This window comes from Aerosakkonema funiforme FACHB-1375, assembly GCF_014696265.1.
In the GTDB taxonomy this organism is placed as follows: Bacteria; Cyanobacteriota; Cyanobacteriia; order Cyanobacteriales; family Aerosakkonemataceae; genus Aerosakkonema; species Aerosakkonema funiforme_A.
Genome location: NZ_JACJPW010000025.1, coordinates 31,258 through 45,258, shown reverse-complemented (window position 1 = coordinate 45,258; position 14,001 = coordinate 31,258). Strand labels below are relative to the sequence as shown.

Annotated in this window: 16 protein-coding genes; 8 read left to right on the top strand and 8 right to left on the bottom strand. The window is 47.1% G+C overall.

Going from position 1 to position 14,001, the window contains the following annotated elements; genetic code table 11:
- Positions 1–58: 58 nt before the first annotated feature.
- The 4 genes from H6G03_RS11740 to H6G03_RS11725 all read left to right on the top strand — a co-directional run bounded on the left by H6G03_RS11740 (position 59) and on the right by H6G03_RS11725 (position 3,731).
- On the top strand, positions 59–1,222 hold the full coding sequence (locus H6G03_RS11740; RefSeq protein ID WP_190464557.1) for a GuaB3 family IMP dehydrogenase-related protein: 1,164 nt from the start codon (positions 59–61) through the stop codon (positions 1,220–1,222).
- A 311-nt stretch (positions 1,223–1,533) separates the two neighbouring features.
- Positions 1,534–1,857, top strand: coding sequence for a thioredoxin (trxA, locus tag H6G03_RS11735; protein ID WP_190464556.1), 324 nt, complete (start codon positions 1,534–1,536; stop codon positions 1,855–1,857).
- A gap of 283 nt (positions 1,858–2,140) precedes the next feature.
- Positions 2,141–3,208: an LOG family protein gene (locus tag H6G03_RS11730; protein WP_190464555.1), complete on the top strand. Its 1,068-nt coding sequence runs from the start codon at positions 2,141–2,143 to the stop codon at positions 3,206–3,208.
- Positions 3,209–3,536: 328 nt separating this feature from the next.
- The gene (locus H6G03_RS11725) at positions 3,537–3,731 is read left to right on the top strand and encodes a hypothetical protein (protein WP_190464554.1); all 195 of its coding nucleotides are present in this window, start codon (positions 3,537–3,539) and stop codon (positions 3,729–3,731) included.
- Positions 3,732–3,929: 198 nt separating this feature from the next.
- On the opposite strand, the gene proB is transcribed toward H6G03_RS11725, so the two are convergent.
- The 6 genes from proB to H6G03_RS11695 all read right to left on the bottom strand — a co-directional run bounded on the left by proB (position 3,930) and on the right by H6G03_RS11695 (position 9,487).
- Positions 3,930–5,042: a glutamate 5-kinase gene (gene proB / locus H6G03_RS11720; protein WP_190464553.1), complete on the bottom strand. Its 1,113-nt coding sequence runs from the start codon at positions 5,040–5,042 to the stop codon at positions 3,930–3,932.
- 314 nt (positions 5,043–5,356) lie between these two features.
- Entirely contained in the window at positions 5,357–5,905 is a 549-nt protein-coding gene (locus tag H6G03_RS11715; protein ID WP_190464552.1) for a YqeG family HAD IIIA-type phosphatase, read from the bottom strand.
- A 68-nt stretch (positions 5,906–5,973) separates the two neighbouring features.
- Positions 5,974–7,071: an endolytic transglycosylase MltG gene (gene mltG / locus H6G03_RS11710; protein WP_190464551.1), complete on the bottom strand. Its 1,098-nt coding sequence runs from the start codon at positions 7,069–7,071 to the stop codon at positions 5,974–5,976.
- A 9-nt stretch (positions 7,072–7,080) separates the two neighbouring features.
- Positions 7,081–7,647, bottom strand: coding sequence for a DUF3727 domain-containing protein (locus H6G03_RS11705; RefSeq protein ID WP_190464550.1), 567 nt, complete (start codon positions 7,645–7,647; stop codon positions 7,081–7,083).
- 27 nt (positions 7,648–7,674) lie between these two features.
- Complete coding sequence (ruvX, locus tag H6G03_RS11700; protein WP_190464549.1) at positions 7,675–8,154, bottom strand: Holliday junction resolvase RuvX; 480 nt, start codon at positions 8,152–8,154, stop codon at positions 7,675–7,677.
- Between the two features lie 28 nt (positions 8,155–8,182).
- Positions 8,183–9,487 (bottom strand): GNAT family N-acetyltransferase, encoded by a 1,305-nt coding sequence (locus H6G03_RS11695; RefSeq protein WP_190464548.1) that lies wholly within the window; start codon positions 9,485–9,487, stop codon positions 8,183–8,185.
- A 432-nt stretch (positions 9,488–9,919) separates the two neighbouring features.
- Between H6G03_RS11695 and H6G03_RS11690 the strand changes: the two genes are divergently transcribed.
- The 4 genes from H6G03_RS11690 to H6G03_RS11675 all read left to right on the top strand — a co-directional run bounded on the left by H6G03_RS11690 (position 9,920) and on the right by H6G03_RS11675 (position 13,115).
- Positions 9,920–10,324: a fasciclin domain-containing protein gene (locus H6G03_RS11690; protein ID WP_190464547.1), complete on the top strand. Its 405-nt coding sequence runs from the start codon at positions 9,920–9,922 to the stop codon at positions 10,322–10,324.
- Positions 10,325–10,591: 267 nt separating this feature from the next.
- Complete coding sequence (locus H6G03_RS11685) at positions 10,592–10,753, top strand: hypothetical protein (RefSeq protein WP_190464546.1); 162 nt, start codon at positions 10,592–10,594, stop codon at positions 10,751–10,753.
- A 53-nt stretch (positions 10,754–10,806) separates the two neighbouring features.
- Positions 10,807–12,483, top strand: a complete 1,677-nt coding sequence (locus H6G03_RS11680) for a PRC-barrel domain-containing protein (protein ID WP_190464545.1) — start codon at positions 10,807–10,809, stop codon at positions 12,481–12,483.
- 347 nt (positions 12,484–12,830) lie between these two features.
- Complete coding sequence (locus tag H6G03_RS11675) at positions 12,831–13,115, top strand: pentapeptide repeat-containing protein (protein ID WP_190464544.1); 285 nt, start codon at positions 12,831–12,833, stop codon at positions 13,113–13,115.
- A 128-nt stretch (positions 13,116–13,243) separates the two neighbouring features.
- On the opposite strand, the gene H6G03_RS11670 is transcribed toward H6G03_RS11675, so the two are convergent.
- Positions 13,244–13,687 carry an HNH endonuclease gene (locus tag H6G03_RS11670; RefSeq protein ID WP_190464543.1) on the bottom strand — a complete coding sequence of 148 codons (444 nt, stop codon included), beginning with the start codon at positions 13,685–13,687 and terminating at the stop codon, positions 13,244–13,246.
- 9 nt (positions 13,688–13,696) lie between these two features.
- Positions 13,697–13,957 carry a hypothetical protein gene (locus tag H6G03_RS11665; protein WP_190464542.1) on the bottom strand — a complete coding sequence of 87 codons (261 nt, stop codon included), beginning with the start codon at positions 13,955–13,957 and terminating at the stop codon, positions 13,697–13,699.
- Positions 13,958–14,001 lie beyond the last annotated feature (44 nt).

The window sequence follows — 14,001 nt, the reverse complement described above, 5'->3', positions numbered from 1 at the left end:
CACAAATTCCCTCGCAATTTGATACCCTAGCTTAAATAGTCTTGGGAACAAGTCGAGCGTGGAAATTCAAATTGGGCGAGGTAAGACAGCTCGCCGAGCCTACGGTATTGATGAAATTGCGCTAGTGCCGGGGACTAGAACCCTAGACCCCAGTTTGGCAGACACTCGCTGGCGCATTGGCGGCATAGAGCGAGAAATTCCGATTATTGCCAGCGCGATGGATGGGGTGGTAGATGTCCGCATGGCAGTCTTGCTATCCCAGCTGGGAGCGATGGGCGTCCTCAACTTAGAGGGAATCCAAACCCGCTATGCTGACCCTGAGCCAATTTTAGACCGCATTGCTTCAGTCGGCAAAGATGAGTTTGTGCCGCTGATGCAGGAACTGTACGCACAACCGATCGAACCGGATTTGATCGAACGCCGGATACAGGAAATTAAAAGCCAAGGGGGCATCGCCGCCGTCAGCGCCACTCCCGCAGGCGCAACTAAGTACGGTTCGATCGTCGCCAAAGCAGGAGCAGACCTATTTTTCGTGCAAGCTACAGTCGTGTCCACTGCTCACCTTTCGCCGGAGTCGGTGACACCGCTCGACTTAGCTGAATTTTGCCGCCAAATGCCCATACCGGTAATTTTGGGTAATTGCGTCACTTACGAAGTCGCGCTTAGCTTAATGAAAGTAGGCGCAGCCGGGATATTGGTGGGCATTGGCCCCGGTGCTGCTTGTACCTCTCGCGGCGTTTTGGGTGTAGGTATTCCACAGGCGACTGCCGTTGCCGACTGTGCGGCAGCTCGCGACGACTATTATCGGGAAACCGGCAATTATATTCCAGTAATTGCCGATGGCGGTTTGATCACCGGCGGCGATATCTGCAAGTGCATTGCCTGCGGTGCTGACGGAGTAATGATCGGCTCACCCTTTGCCAGAGCGAAAGAAGCACCAGGACGCGGTTTTCATTGGGGTATGGCTACCCCCAGCCCTGTTTTGCCTCGCGGCACCCGCATTCGGGTCGGCACCACTGGCACTGTCGAGCAAATTCTGCGCGGGCCAGCCGGACTCGATGATGGCACCCACAACCTGCTAGGCGCACTAAAAACCAGCATGGGTACTTTGGGAGCCAAGGATATCAAGGAAATGCAGCAGGTCGAAGTGGCGATCGCTCCCTCTCTGTTAACCGAAGGCAAGCTTTACCAAAAAGCTCAACAATTAGGTATGGGTAAGTAAATTTACTTAACAAATTTACTTGGGAAATTTTCCGGGGCAGCTTGCTAAATCCCTGGAAAAAGCGAATCTGTCGCATACAATAGAAATAGCGGAGACGCATGTTTCCGTTCACTCCTCACACCACACTCCGCCCGGACTGAAGTTCGGGCGGTTCCTTATTTTAAGTAGATTTCCGCAAGCAGCCGACAGCTAATCGATTATTGGGTATAAACCTAAAAAATGTCTATACTTTAGGGTGGAAAGAACCTTTCCTTGGGTTATGGTAGAATTCCGAAGGAATTAAAGATAATATTCAGCAAGGAAGACAAGGAATGTCAGCAGCTGCACAAGTTACAGACGCTACGTTTGAACAAGAAGTAATTCAAAGCGAAATTCCGGTTTTAGTAGATTTTTGGGCTCCTTGGTGCGGTCCGTGCCGGATGGTTGCGCCTGTCGTCGATGAAATTGCAGACCAGTACAAAGACCAGGTGAAGGTCGTCAAACTAAATACCGATGAGAATCCTAATGTGGCCAGCAAATATGGAATCCGCAGCATTCCCACGCTGATGATTTTCAAAGGCGGTCAGAGGGTTGATATGGTAGTCGGCGCAGTTCCGAAAACTACTCTCTCCAACACTTTGGAGAAGTATCTCTAATCGAAAAGCGATCGCTCGTCCGACCGTTTGAATAATCCTATTGGGGCGATTGGCCAAATCGCTGGATATCCAATTGTCAAAAATGCTGCTATCGTCCGGTTTTATGGCATTTTTGTCCGGAAATACGCTCTTATCAGTCTAGTTCCCTCCTACCAGCCCAAAAGTGCTAAGTAAAATAACCTTTGTCTTGTCAGCGTCTTGGATAAATTAGGATCTAAGGCGCTTTTTAATCTAATCGCTCTAATCTCGCTAGAATAGAGTACCCGCCAGTGCGAAAAAAATTATGACTATTACACCCTCGTTCAACGCACACGAATCTCTCCCGGCAGACCTGGCGGAGTTAGTTGAACGGCTACCGACGCTAAGACACAAAAAATGGGTTGAGCAGTCCCTAGCTACGCTCCTGCGAATTGCTGGGAGTGAGATCGATCGTCTGGACTGGAAAATTCTCACAGCTTCTTTACAAGACCTGGAGCGAGGATTCCAGACATTCTATCCCTATAGGCACGTTCGTAAAGTCACTATCTTCGGTTCGGCTCGCCTCTCATCAGATAGTGCGGAATACCAGATAGCTGTTGACTTTGCTCGTCGCGTCACCGCTCTGGGATTTATGTTGATGACAGGAGGAGGCGGCGGCATCATGCAGGCTGGGAACGAAGGCGCTGGTGCTGAAAAATCCTTTGGGCTGAATATCAAACTCCCTTTTGAGCAGGAAGCAAACCCATTCATTGCAGGTGACCCAAAACTGATTCACTTTAAATACTTTTTTACCCGCAAACTGTTTCTCTTGAGAGAAAGCGATGCTGTAGGTCTGTTTCCCGGTGGTTTTGGCACCCAAGATGAAGCTTTTGAGTGCTTGACACTCTGTCAAACAGGCAAGTACGGGCCAGTACCTCTAATTTTGATCGATCGCCCTGGCGGGGAGTATTGGAAAGACTGGGATGCCTACATTAACAAGCACCTGGTACAGCGCGGTTTAGTGAACCCGGAAGACCGCAGCGTTTACACGATTACAGACAATTTGGATGTAGCTTGCTCCGCCATCACCAGTTTCTATCGCGTTTACCACTCCAGTCGCTATGTCGGCGACCAATTCGTCATTCGCCTCAAATCTGAGCTCAAAGACGAGGATACCGAGCGGTTGAACGAAAACTTCCGCGACATCTTAGTCAAAGGGCGGATTGAAAAAACTAAAGCTTTCCCCCAAGAAGCAGGGGATGAAACTTTTGACTTACCTCGGCTTGCTTTGTACTTCAATCAGCGAGATTTCGGGAGATTGTACCAGCTGATTGCGGCTATTAACCAGCTGGATATTCCTGCACCGGAAACCGAACATCCCGAACTCAAATAATTCCGTAGGGTGGGCACTGCCCACCTATTTTTTGGCAATTCGATTTCGGTAGCGATCGCATCACGTATTCTCGGTTGCCAATCGACTCATCACCTCAATCTGCCTTGAAAGCTACCCTTTCTTCAGTAGCATTGCGTAACAACGGTCTACTGCTATCACCGTAAAATTACATAAGCCAAGTAAAAATTGCACCATACATTCCGCGATCGTCACCAAGACAACAGCCTGTGAATTTTGGCATCTTGATATCAATCGCCCTAAAATGGGACTCTAGATAGATGCACTAACCGCAGCATCTTTTCCAAATTTTCTATATTGTTTTTTGTTTATGGCTTCAAAACACGGCACAGTTAAATTCCCTCTCTGGCAGTATCTCAACCAGCCCTTATTCAGTTCTACAACCAAACTGGAATTGAATCCCCGTCGCTTCTGTTATGTTTACAGAGTGAAACTTCTCGAACGCTGCTTGGCTAAAGAGTGCCAGTCAGAAGGTCGCCGTCCCAAGTCCACTACCGACGACTAACCGCTACAAACTTTGGCAATTAAAAATTAAAAATAGAATCTCAAGCCATCAGCCAAAAGATTGCAGATGCGATCGATTGGCTTTCGTTTTGTGACGCGAGATCCATCTGAGGTCAATGCTTGTAGGCGGCTGCGCCAACAGACTAATTAAGAGAAATCGCTTTTAAGTTTACATTTTTAATTTTTAATTTCCACTCCGCTAACTACTCAAGACCAGGTTATCTCGATGCACAACTGTTTCGGCACCGACATAACCGAGAATTGTAGGTATTTCTGCTGATTGACGGCCTATGATCTTCTGTAGCTCAGCGCTGCTATAATTTACAATTCCCCTAGCGATTTCGCGACCGATCGCATCGCATAACAGCACGGCATCTGAGGCGTGGAACTCTCCCTTAACTTCAGTAATCCCAGCCGCTAGAAGGGATTTCCCCGCCTGAGCGATCGCAGCTACAGCCCCGTTGTCCAAGTAAAGCTGACCGACGGGTACCAAAGCGTGGGCAATCCAGCGCTTGCGGGCTTTATTTGGTTGGGGTTGCGGTTCAAAATGGGTGCCTAAAGCTTCTCCTTGCAAGATTTTGGTGATGTTGCGAGGCGACCTACCTTCGGTAATTACAGTTCTGACACCAGCCGCAGTGGCTATGCGGGCGGCGGCAATTTTGGTGACCATGCCACCAGTGCCCCACTGAGAACCGCGATCGCCAGTTTCTACCTGTAATTCTGCGAGTTCGTCGATTTGCTTGACAAGATTAATCGGTTGTGCATCTGGATTGTTGCGGGGATCGGCTGAGTAAAGGCGATCGACATCTGTTAATAAAAACAACCAATCTGCCTCCAACAAGCTGGCGACTCTGGCAGAGAGAGTATCGTTATCGCCAAACTTCAACTCGTCAATTGCCACAGTATCATTTTCGTTCACCACTGGGATAACGCCCAGGCGCAGCAGTTCTTGGAAGGTATTGTAAGCATTAAGATAGCGGCTGCGCTGCATCAAATCGCTGCGCGTCAGCAGTACCTGCGCGATCGGCTGTTGCAGAGAAGTGAACAAATCATCGTAGATCCGCATCAAGCGTCCCTGCCCCACAGCTGCCACCGCCTGTTTGAGAGCCATGCTGCGCGGCCTTTCCCGCAGTCCCAGACGAGCGCACCCCACGCCCACCGCTCCCGATGATACCAGTATGACGCGATGTCCCGATGTGCGAAGGTGAGTGAGGGTTTCTATTAAAGCGGCGATGGTAGAAAGGGCAAGGTTACCCGTAGACGGATCGGTGAGGCTCGATGTGCCAATTTTGACAACTATTATTTCTGACATAGCAATCTAAAATTATAGCTCGTCGCGATACCAAGTTACACATCGCTTGCATAACTAGCTAATCCAAAATCCTCTCTTGCGAAGGTGGGCATCGTGACGGTCACCGCCAAGACGCCCACTTCGCGCCAAATCCAAAATCCAAAATTTTAAAGCGCCAGTCCTTCCCAGGTGGAAGGCTGACGCTTGTAGAGGTATTCACAGTGATTTATGGTTAGGGTCTTTATCTCGGCTGACCCCATTTCAACCAATATATAGAATGCCACTATTTTCAGAGAGATCGGAATTTCATAATAATTTCTTTATGTTTCCCTTTGTCAGGGTTTGTAATGCTGTTTTAAGTTTTGTTGCTTTGCTGGCAAAGTTGCGCCCAGGATTTGAGAAAGCCAAACTTCCAGATTCCGTACCGGGTAGGACTGCACAGCTTGACCGGAATCGACGATCGGATCTACCAAGATGGTGAACATACCCAGACGATTCCCAGCCAGCACATCTGTAAACAAGCGATCGCCCACCATCCCTACCTGTTCCACCCCTAAATTCATCTGGGCGACAGCTTGTCTTAATTTCCGTCGAGAAGGCTTGCTAGCACCGTGCAGATAAGGCAAATTCAAAGAGCGGGCAATTCCGCCAATGCGAGTTTCGCTCAGGTTATTGCTCACCAGCCACATCTGGGCCACTTGTCTGATTTCATCTACCCACAGCCGGAGTTCGTCAGAAGCCTGTTGTACTTTCATTGGTACGAGAGTTTCATCCACATCCAATACCAGACCCTTGAGGTTATATTGTTCTAGCATTTGCGGTGTCAGACTCAAAATTGAGCCCTCCAAAACTAGATCGGGCTGTAGGTGAGCTACCCAAGACATAAGCGATTGTGAAGTGACTGGTGAAAAGGCGATTGGGAACAAAAAATTATAAATCAAAAGTTGCCTTTTTAATTTTTAATTTTTAATTCCTCTTGACGTCGGGCGGCGCGTTGTTTTCGGATTGCCACAACTGCGGCTTCGTGTTCTGCCAGGGTGCGACTGAACACATGACTGCCATCATAGCGAGCCACAAAAAACAGATATTCCGTATCTTCAGGATTGAGGACTGCTTTGAGACTAGCCAATCCGGGACTGGCGATCGGAGTCGGCGGCAGACCTCGATTGAGATAGGTATTATAGGGAGAAGGCGTCCCAACTTGCTTGAATGTTAAAGGTCGATCTGCGGTTTGCTGAATATTCAATCCGTATTCAACCGTTGGGTCAGATTCCAGTTTCATACCCTGGCGCAAACGTCGGATAAAAACTCCGGCAATGCGAGGGCGTTCCACAGGAAGCACCGCCTCTTTTTCTACGATACTGGCTAGAGTCGCCCACTGGAGCAGGCTGTACTGGGTTCGGTTTGGGTCTTTTTGATAGACGGGCAAAGCTAATTCCTCAAAGCGTTTGAGCATTGTGTTGATAATGCTTTGAGGCGTTATCGAACCCGTTGCTGCTACCTGATAGGTATCCGGGTACAAAAAGCCTTCCAAGTGAGGTATGGCGCTGGGTAGCCAGGGAAAGCGATCGCGAGGGATCTGGCTGGCGGCAGCTAAAAAATCTTGAGCTTTGAAAAAGCCCTGAGATTCAAAATAAGCTGCCATCTGCTTGCGCGACCAACCTTCCGGAATAGTGAAGCTACGCTGCAACTCTTTGCCTGTCGTAACTTCCGCCGCTATTTCTGGCAGCGACTGCGTGGGGGATAACTGGTAGGTACCTGCCTTAAACCCCGGCTTGTTTTGCACGGACAACCAACGCGCCCACAAGTTCCAAGCTTGCGCCGAACGAATCAAACCGGCAGACTCCAAATCCCGGCCAATTTGGGAACTAGAAGTTCCTGGGGGAATACGGATTTGCACCCATTTTTTCGATTCCGGCGATGCTGTGGCGGGTACTGAGCCCAGCGGAGGCCCAGAAGCCCAACTCCACCAAGCCCAGCCTTGCCAACCGCTTCCTAGCAGCACCGCTGGGAATAGGGCAAGATAAAACAACCACTTGGAGAGGCGCATAGCTTTACCTTATTCCAATTCATCGAACAATTGTTCTTCTAGCATTGGCTGCACCCTTTGAAATTCTTCTGGGGAAAGTAACTCGGCTTTACCCCCTTGAGTAAGACGACCAAAGAATAACAGCGGATCGAGGGGAGTGTAAATGGCGTATTCCTGTTCCTCGTGGTAAAAACTGGCCAGGAACTGCAACTCTTCTGGCTGTTGCTGGGATATTTCATCCTCAATTTCCAGGGTGAGAATTTCTTCCTCATCTACTTCTGGCAATTCTCCGGCAACGGTCAGAGAGAATGCGGTGTGCTTGAGAACGAGGTCTTGCTCTGCCAGGACAGCTTGGGCAGTGGGAAAGATTTTGTTAATGCTCTCGTCGTCTTCTATGAGAGTTGCCGCCTCTTCGTCCTCGAAGTCTTCATTCCAAGCAAAAATTTCTACTGGTGAGTCAACGGGTAATAAGAGAACGTACTCTTTCCCCTCGACTTCCAGAAACCGCTCGATGTAACAGGCTAGTTCGCGTCCCGCTTCATCTTTGAGGATGACAGGTTCGTCTTGAGAATATCCATTTTCTTTCTGTTTAGACATTTAGAAGGCTCCAAGCAAGGGGGAGTGCTATTTCCGCGTGCGACGCTCGTCCAACCATTGTTGCAAAATTATGGACGCAGCAATCCGATCGATCGAACTTTTATGGCGGGATGGGGATTTTTTGGCTTCTTTTAACATCTCTTCCGCCTGAAATGAGGTTAGCCGTTCGTCAACATACTCTACAGGCAATTGCAAGGCTTTGCCGACGCGCTGGGCAAATTTCTGTACTTGTCGAGCTTGAAAACCTAAAGTTCCGTTCATGGAATAAGGTAACCCGACGACAAGGACTTCTGCCTGTCGATCTGCTACAAGTTGGCTCAGATGCTCCAAATCCCGCTCAAATGATTTGCGCTCAATCGTGGTCAGACCTGTGGCAATCAGACCGATGCGATCGCATCCGGCTACCCCTATGCGCTTGCTACCGACATCCAATCCCAGTGCTGATGTAAAAGCGGGGGTGCGGGGGTGCGGGGGTGCGGGGGCAAGAAACTCTTGACTTTCTGTCATTTTTATGGTATTTACTCAGTCCTACACGCTAGCAAGAAGGTTCTTCTTGGTGAGTTTCGCCGCCATCAACGCTGGATGAGTTGCCAGAGGAACCGTTGCGAGATACTTTAAAAGCGACGCCTCCGACTGTTTCCGAGCCAGATTCCGATTTTGACCCTGGTTGCCCGGAAACGTTCGATGCTAAATCAGTTCTTGCCGATTCTGGCGTTGCTAGCTGCCGCGATCGCAACCAAGACATTCTTCCCGGTACTGGTTGGCGAGAGCGCTGCAAACCTTGCAGCACTTCAGACAAGGGCAGTCCTTCTAAGGATACCAGTTTCGATTCCCGCAGCTTATGCCAAACGGAACGAGACATCAGGAGGGTATGTTCCACTCGTTCAGCGCCGAGTTGTTCTAGATATTCTTCTCTTTCTGGTTGGTAGTCGGCTGAAGCTAGTTGCAAAGATTGGGGCGGGAAATCTTGGGCGATGCGGGCCATCTGGGCCAGCAATTCCGGATAAAGCCAGGTGTAGGCGGGATGAACGGTCAGTTGGGCGGTGTGGGGTACGGAACCGTTGCGGCTGAGTTGGATTTGAAAATAACCGATCGCTGCTTTGCGCTGCGTTTCAAACACGTAGCCGCTTACGACTTCGGTTTGGCCAAACCACTGTCTCAGTCCTTCTATTAAAGCGCCGAAGAAGCTGGTTTTGAAATCTTGGACGTGGCGATCGAATACTTGCCGCACCAAGGGGGGCATGGATGCGGTATCGAGTTGATAAAGCAGTTGAGCATCGGCATTGCTGACCGGCAGTAGGTTGGGTAAATCCGGTTCTCCTTGTTGCAGTTCTTGGAGTATATCCGGTGCGATCGCCCAATAAGTCATTTGGGCCAAAGGCTGAAAGCCATTTTGGCGATATAAAGCCAGTGTCGTTTTGTCGTGAATATTTACTTCTAGCAACCAAGTGCGTGCTTCCCAGATTGTCTCGAAGCAATAGCGCAGCAATTGGGAACCTATGCTTTGGCTGCGTGCTTTTGGGTCAACCACCACTTGTTCTACTCGCCAGGTACTGCGCGTGCGATTAAAGGGAGATATTTGGATCGTGCCCCTCACTTCCCGATCCTGCTGGGCTACATAGGCGCAGAACTTATACTGGAACGGGTTGGGAAACCAACTTAAGAACTTGAACAACCAGTACCAGCCGCGAACCCTTTGCAGCTGCCTTTTTGTGTCAGCGCAGCAGCTGTGGTCTTCTACCTCACACGCCTGTGTAAAAATCTGTTCGAGCGCTTCCAGGTCTCGGTATTGAACTGGACGGATGACAACTTTTGGCTCTTGGGGGGGGAATACAGTCATGTTAGGTGAGGACTGGCAGGTTTCCAGTTTCAGTTTAGCACCCGACTTCTCAGGCGAGTTTTATTTTACCTAATCACCGCTCTTGCGAAGGTAAGGGGCTAAATACAGGTTTATTCGATTTTAACTGCTTTGGCTGCATTTCGATCGCTCTAGGCCGCCCTGTCACACGAATAAGTCCCGACTTGCTCCTATTTGCAACAATATTTCATCCTCACTCATAGCGATGCACTTTCATCATTTTGTGGCTATTAACTCAAGTTGCTAATCAAGTTAATTTCACCTTAATATTCAACACATATCTATTTATCTATCAAAAGCATTCAGCATCTTTACTACTTCAACTAAATAGATTACGTAAATATCTAAAGGTAGATACTATTTTTGAAAAAGTAGGTTAAGTTTATAACAGATGACACAAAACTAGGTGAATACATGGCTGACATTGTTGATACTGCCGTTAATGCTGGTTCTTTCAGCACCCTAGTTGCCGCAGTCAAGGCTGCGAATTTGGTAGATACTCTCAAAGGCGCTGGCCCTTTTACTGTCTTTGCCCCTACTGATGAGGCGTTTGCTAAACTTCCAGAAGGCACAGTAGACGCATTGCTTAAGGACATTCCAAAACTCAAGAAAATCTTGACTTATCATGTCGTTTCAGGCAAGGTGATGGCCGCTGATGTGGTTAAACTGAAGTCAGCTAAGACGGTTGAAGGTTCAGAGGTAAAAATTGATGCTTCCAATGGCGGCGTCAAGGTGAATAATTCCAAAGTTTCAACAGCCGATGTAGCTGCTGATAACGGTGTTATCCACATCATTGATACAGTGTTAATTCCTGCGTAAGCAAACGCTTACATAGCGAATAGTATCTGTGGGGCAGCAACTATCTATAGTTGTTGCTCCACGAATGTTTTGATGTATTTTAGTCGAAGTATATATATTGATGGATGTAAAGATTTTAAAATTCAAATATATTTAATTTGTAGGCTAAGTTTTTTATAAATTATACAAAAGCGAACACAGCCTCCTTTCTAGCGGCTCTAACCTACAGTCAGCTAAAGAAAGCTGGCTCACAGTTTATTTAATTACCCTTTAATCAGGAGAAAGTTTATGCCAAGACTGATCGGAAAACGTACTAATCCTAACCCAGTCATAGCTCTGTTGTTCTCGATCGCGATCGGGACAGGGATCTCTCTGGAGTATTTGGGCTATGTCAATCTGGTTCCTGGCTTTGGTCGAGACGTTCAATACACCAGTCAGCAAGGTAATTAGTGGAATAAAGTAGGATTTGCGAATTTTTCAAAAAAATTATTGCAGAGGCAGAGATGAGAAAAGGTACTGACTTAATCGATAAAGCTATTATTGCTTACGATACAGGAAAAAGAATTGCACGGGTTCAAGACTTAATTTTTGACCAAAACGATAATCAGTTGCTTGGTTTTCTAGTCAAGGAAAGTGGGCTATTTCGTAGTGCCAAAGCGATCCCACTAGGAGCAGTGAAAGCGATCGGACTGAACGCGATTGTTGTGGCTGACGATCGCGCGATCGTTTCAGCAACAGAAGTTCCTCAAATTGATAAGATTCTGGAGCGCAACTTGGTTGTGAGAGGGACTCGCGTTTTGACCACAGATGGTCGCTATCTGGGTTCGGTTGTAGATCTGTATTTTGACGATCGAACTGGAAAGATTGAGGGCTACGAAGCATCGGGTGGACTGTTTGCAGATGCTTACTCTGGACGCTCTTTTATTCCCGCTCCTTATGATGTCAAAATTGGTGAAGAGATTACCTTTGTGCCGCCTGCGATCGCCGATCTAATGGCGGAGCAAGTGGGTGGAGTTCTCGGTGCCGTACAAACTGCTGGCAGCAGATTACAAGAGTCCAGCGAAGTTGCTAACCAAAAGATACAAGAAGCGGCGGTGGCAACGAATGTTAGAATCCAGCAAGGCGTAGAATCTGCCAACATTATGCTGCAAGAAGCAGGTGCGGTAACGAATGCCAAAATTCAGGAAGGTGTAGAATCTGCCAACATTATGCTGCAAGATGCTGCCAACGGTGCTAGCGATCGCTTTGCCCAAGGTAGTCGCAGTGCAGCTACTGCTGTTACGAACGGACTGATCGATCCAGAAGAACAATTGGTATATGTAGTTGGCAAACAACTCGATCGCGATGTCACTACCAAAGACGGTACGATGTTCGCGATGAAAGGTCAACCGATTACATTGCCACTAGCTGAGGAGGCGCAGGGACTCGGTATCTTAGATCGGCTGTATCGAGCAACTGGTGGAATGAAGGCGGGGATCGATCGACGTTTCCAAGACGCGACAGATCGAGTCGAAACTAATTTGCAAGGAACAACTCGCAGTGCTAACACGGCGCTGTCGAATACACTGGCTTGGATGGGAGTCGATCGAGCCAAAGGTCGCCGCGCTCAACGATTGCTTCGCGATGAAAATGGTTCGATTATCGTCGCTCCCGGTCAGATTGTAACGGATATCGCGATCGAACGAGCGAAAGTGTACGGGCGTGAAGCTGCTTTACTGGATGCCGTTGGCTTGCAGCCTTCGGAAGCTGCTCGATACAGCACTAAAGAGGCATTTTCTCGAACTGGTACGAAATTTCAGGAAGAGGCTGCGATCGCGCAAGAGAATATCAGTGTTTTGTGGGAAAATCTGAAAGAGAAGTTTAGAGAAGCGCAAGGTCGCGGTACGAGAGCTTTTCATCAAAGGCGAATCGAGCAAGCTTTGGGTCGCCCTGTGACTCGCGTCATTTTAGATCCGCAGGACAACATCATCCTCAATGTGGGCGAGTTGATCACTCATCGAGCAATTCAGCAAGCAGAACGAGGCAGAGTGCTGAATATTCTGCTGAACTCAGTTTATATGAAACAGCCAAACATCTCGGAGACTGAACTTCGGGCTTCAGAACACGGGATGGCTTCGCTCAATGGCGATCGCACAATCGAGTCAAAGCAGAGAGTTTATCTCGAAAACTCGCATCTGTAATAGTTTTGGGAGATTGTCGAGCGTTTTCTACGTTTGGTGAAATGCCTCCGACAATCTCCAGCAAACTATGTTTGTTAAGCAATTTGTGTTGTCTGGAAAGGGTTATAAAACCTCGCCGAAAAATCCCATTAATATCATATTCTGTTGCATCGATTGCCTAATCAAATTGCTCTCTTATTTGTGTTCATCTGTTATTCTTCGCATCAGGTAAACGTTTTAGGCTGGGATATTACTAACAAAATCTGATGATTTTATTTGGCTGGCAAATGTTATGTTAACAAATCAAAAAGATAAGATATAATAGATATATACACAGCGATAACGCTACACATTGCGAGGCAACCAATATGGATGCCAATGAAGTTTTAAGACGATATGCAACGGGCGAAAGAAATTTTAGGCAACAAGACTGGAGAGGACTCAGCTTGGTTAAAGCCAATTTGAGCGGAATCGATTTGACTGGAGCAAATTTAAATAACTCAGATTTGAGTAACTCAGATCTAAGTAATGCCAATCTAAATTGGGTCAACCTCAAAGGAGCAAATTTAAGCGGAGCAAATTTGACTGGGGTAAAAATGCCTAATGGGTATATGCACAACGATTTAATAGAGTCTGCTAATTATTTTGGCTAACAGGGGGAAATGTTTGCCTTTTTACAGGCTTGTTGGAAGTGCGATCGCTCATCCTTTGTAAGGCGATCGCACTTTATTTTATACTTAAAATAGCGATAGCATTCCAATTACCCAATCCACCGCTTATATTAATTATTGATGCGTTGTAAAGCTGATGGGGAGGGATATCTATTGACATTGATTAAAAGTTGTCTTTCCAGAAGGCGATCGCTATAATTAAATTGAAATATTCTCTCTGTCACTTCCCCAATATCTGTTAAAGGTTGAATCGTTGCACCTTCTAGACGAAAATGCTCTGACCAGCGATCGCGTCTAGGATTAAAAAATCTTACCAGTTCACCTGTGCGCCAAATAATTGAACCTAAATCTGTACCTTTATTTAGATTGCAATATAAACAAGAATATGCTAAGTTTTCGGCTATGGTTTCGCCACCGTGTTTTAAACTGATAATATGGTCTATCTGACAACCAGAAGGCCGATCTGTTTCTGAAATTAAACAATATTCACATAAACAATCTGCTCTTTGTGCTATAAATTTTCTCAACTCAGGAGAAAGATAAGGACGAGACATGATTAACACCTATTCAGATTGAGATTGAATGTATTGATGAGCTTTTGCTTTAATCATGGTAATTAGATGATCGACAAATAATAATTCATCTAATTCTTTTTTGTCTTCTAGGGACAGTTCACCGCTTTTTGCCAGGTAAACTAAATCTTCGATCCGTTCTTTCGTTGTCTCAGAAAATTGAAATTTAGTCATCGTTTCTGGAGTTGTCCCTTGGGCAATAAAATCAATGAATTCATCATAGATTTTATGGGTTTTTAGTAAAGTAGTCATTCTGACCTCGCTAGGAATGATGAGTGATGAGAAACCGGGTTTTT

Excerpts from the sequence above, each read along its gene's own strand:
- H6G03_RS11730 (WP_190464555.1), top strand. The coding sequence starts at position 2,141 with ATGACTATTACACCCTCGTTCAACGCACACGAATCTCTCCCGGCAGAC.
- H6G03_RS11670 (WP_190464543.1), bottom strand. The coding sequence starts at position 13,687 with ATGTCTCGTCCTTATCTTTCTCCTGAGTTGAGAAAATTTATAGCACAA.
- H6G03_RS11725 (WP_190464554.1), top strand. The coding sequence starts at position 3,537 with ATGGCTTCAAAACACGGCACAGTTAAATTCCCTCTCTGGCAGTATCTC.
- H6G03_RS11685 (WP_190464546.1), top strand. The coding sequence starts at position 10,592 with ATGCCAAGACTGATCGGAAAACGTACTAATCCTAACCCAGTCATAGCT.
- H6G03_RS11665 (WP_190464542.1), bottom strand. The coding sequence starts at position 13,957 with ATGACTACTTTACTAAAAACCCATAAAATCTATGATGAATTCATTGAT.
- trxA (WP_190464556.1), top strand. The coding sequence starts at position 1,534 with ATGTCAGCAGCTGCACAAGTTACAGACGCTACGTTTGAACAAGAAGTA.
- H6G03_RS11715 (WP_190464552.1), bottom strand. The coding sequence starts at position 5,905 with ATGTCTTGGGTAGCTCACCTACAGCCCGATCTAGTTTTGGAGGGCTCA.
- H6G03_RS11705 (WP_190464550.1), bottom strand. The coding sequence starts at position 7,647 with ATGTCTAAACAGAAAGAAAATGGATATTCTCAAGACGAACCTGTCATC.
- ruvX (WP_190464549.1), bottom strand. The coding sequence starts at position 8,154 with ATGACAGAAAGTCAAGAGTTTCTTGCCCCCGCACCCCCGCACCCCCGC.
- proB (WP_190464553.1), bottom strand. The coding sequence starts at position 5,042 with ATGTCAGAAATAATAGTTGTCAAAATTGGCACATCGAGCCTCACCGAT.
- H6G03_RS11680 (WP_190464545.1), top strand. The coding sequence starts at position 10,807 with ATGAGAAAAGGTACTGACTTAATCGATAAAGCTATTATTGCTTACGAT.
- mltG (WP_190464551.1), bottom strand. The coding sequence starts at position 7,071 with ATGCGCCTCTCCAAGTGGTTGTTTTATCTTGCCCTATTCCCAGCGGTG.
- H6G03_RS11675 (WP_190464544.1), top strand. The coding sequence starts at position 12,831 with ATGGATGCCAATGAAGTTTTAAGACGATATGCAACGGGCGAAAGAAAT.
- H6G03_RS11690 (WP_190464547.1), top strand. The coding sequence starts at position 9,920 with ATGGCTGACATTGTTGATACTGCCGTTAATGCTGGTTCTTTCAGCACC.
- H6G03_RS11695 (WP_190464548.1), bottom strand. The coding sequence starts at position 9,487 with ATGACTGTATTCCCCCCCCAAGAGCCAAAAGTTGTCATCCGTCCAGTT.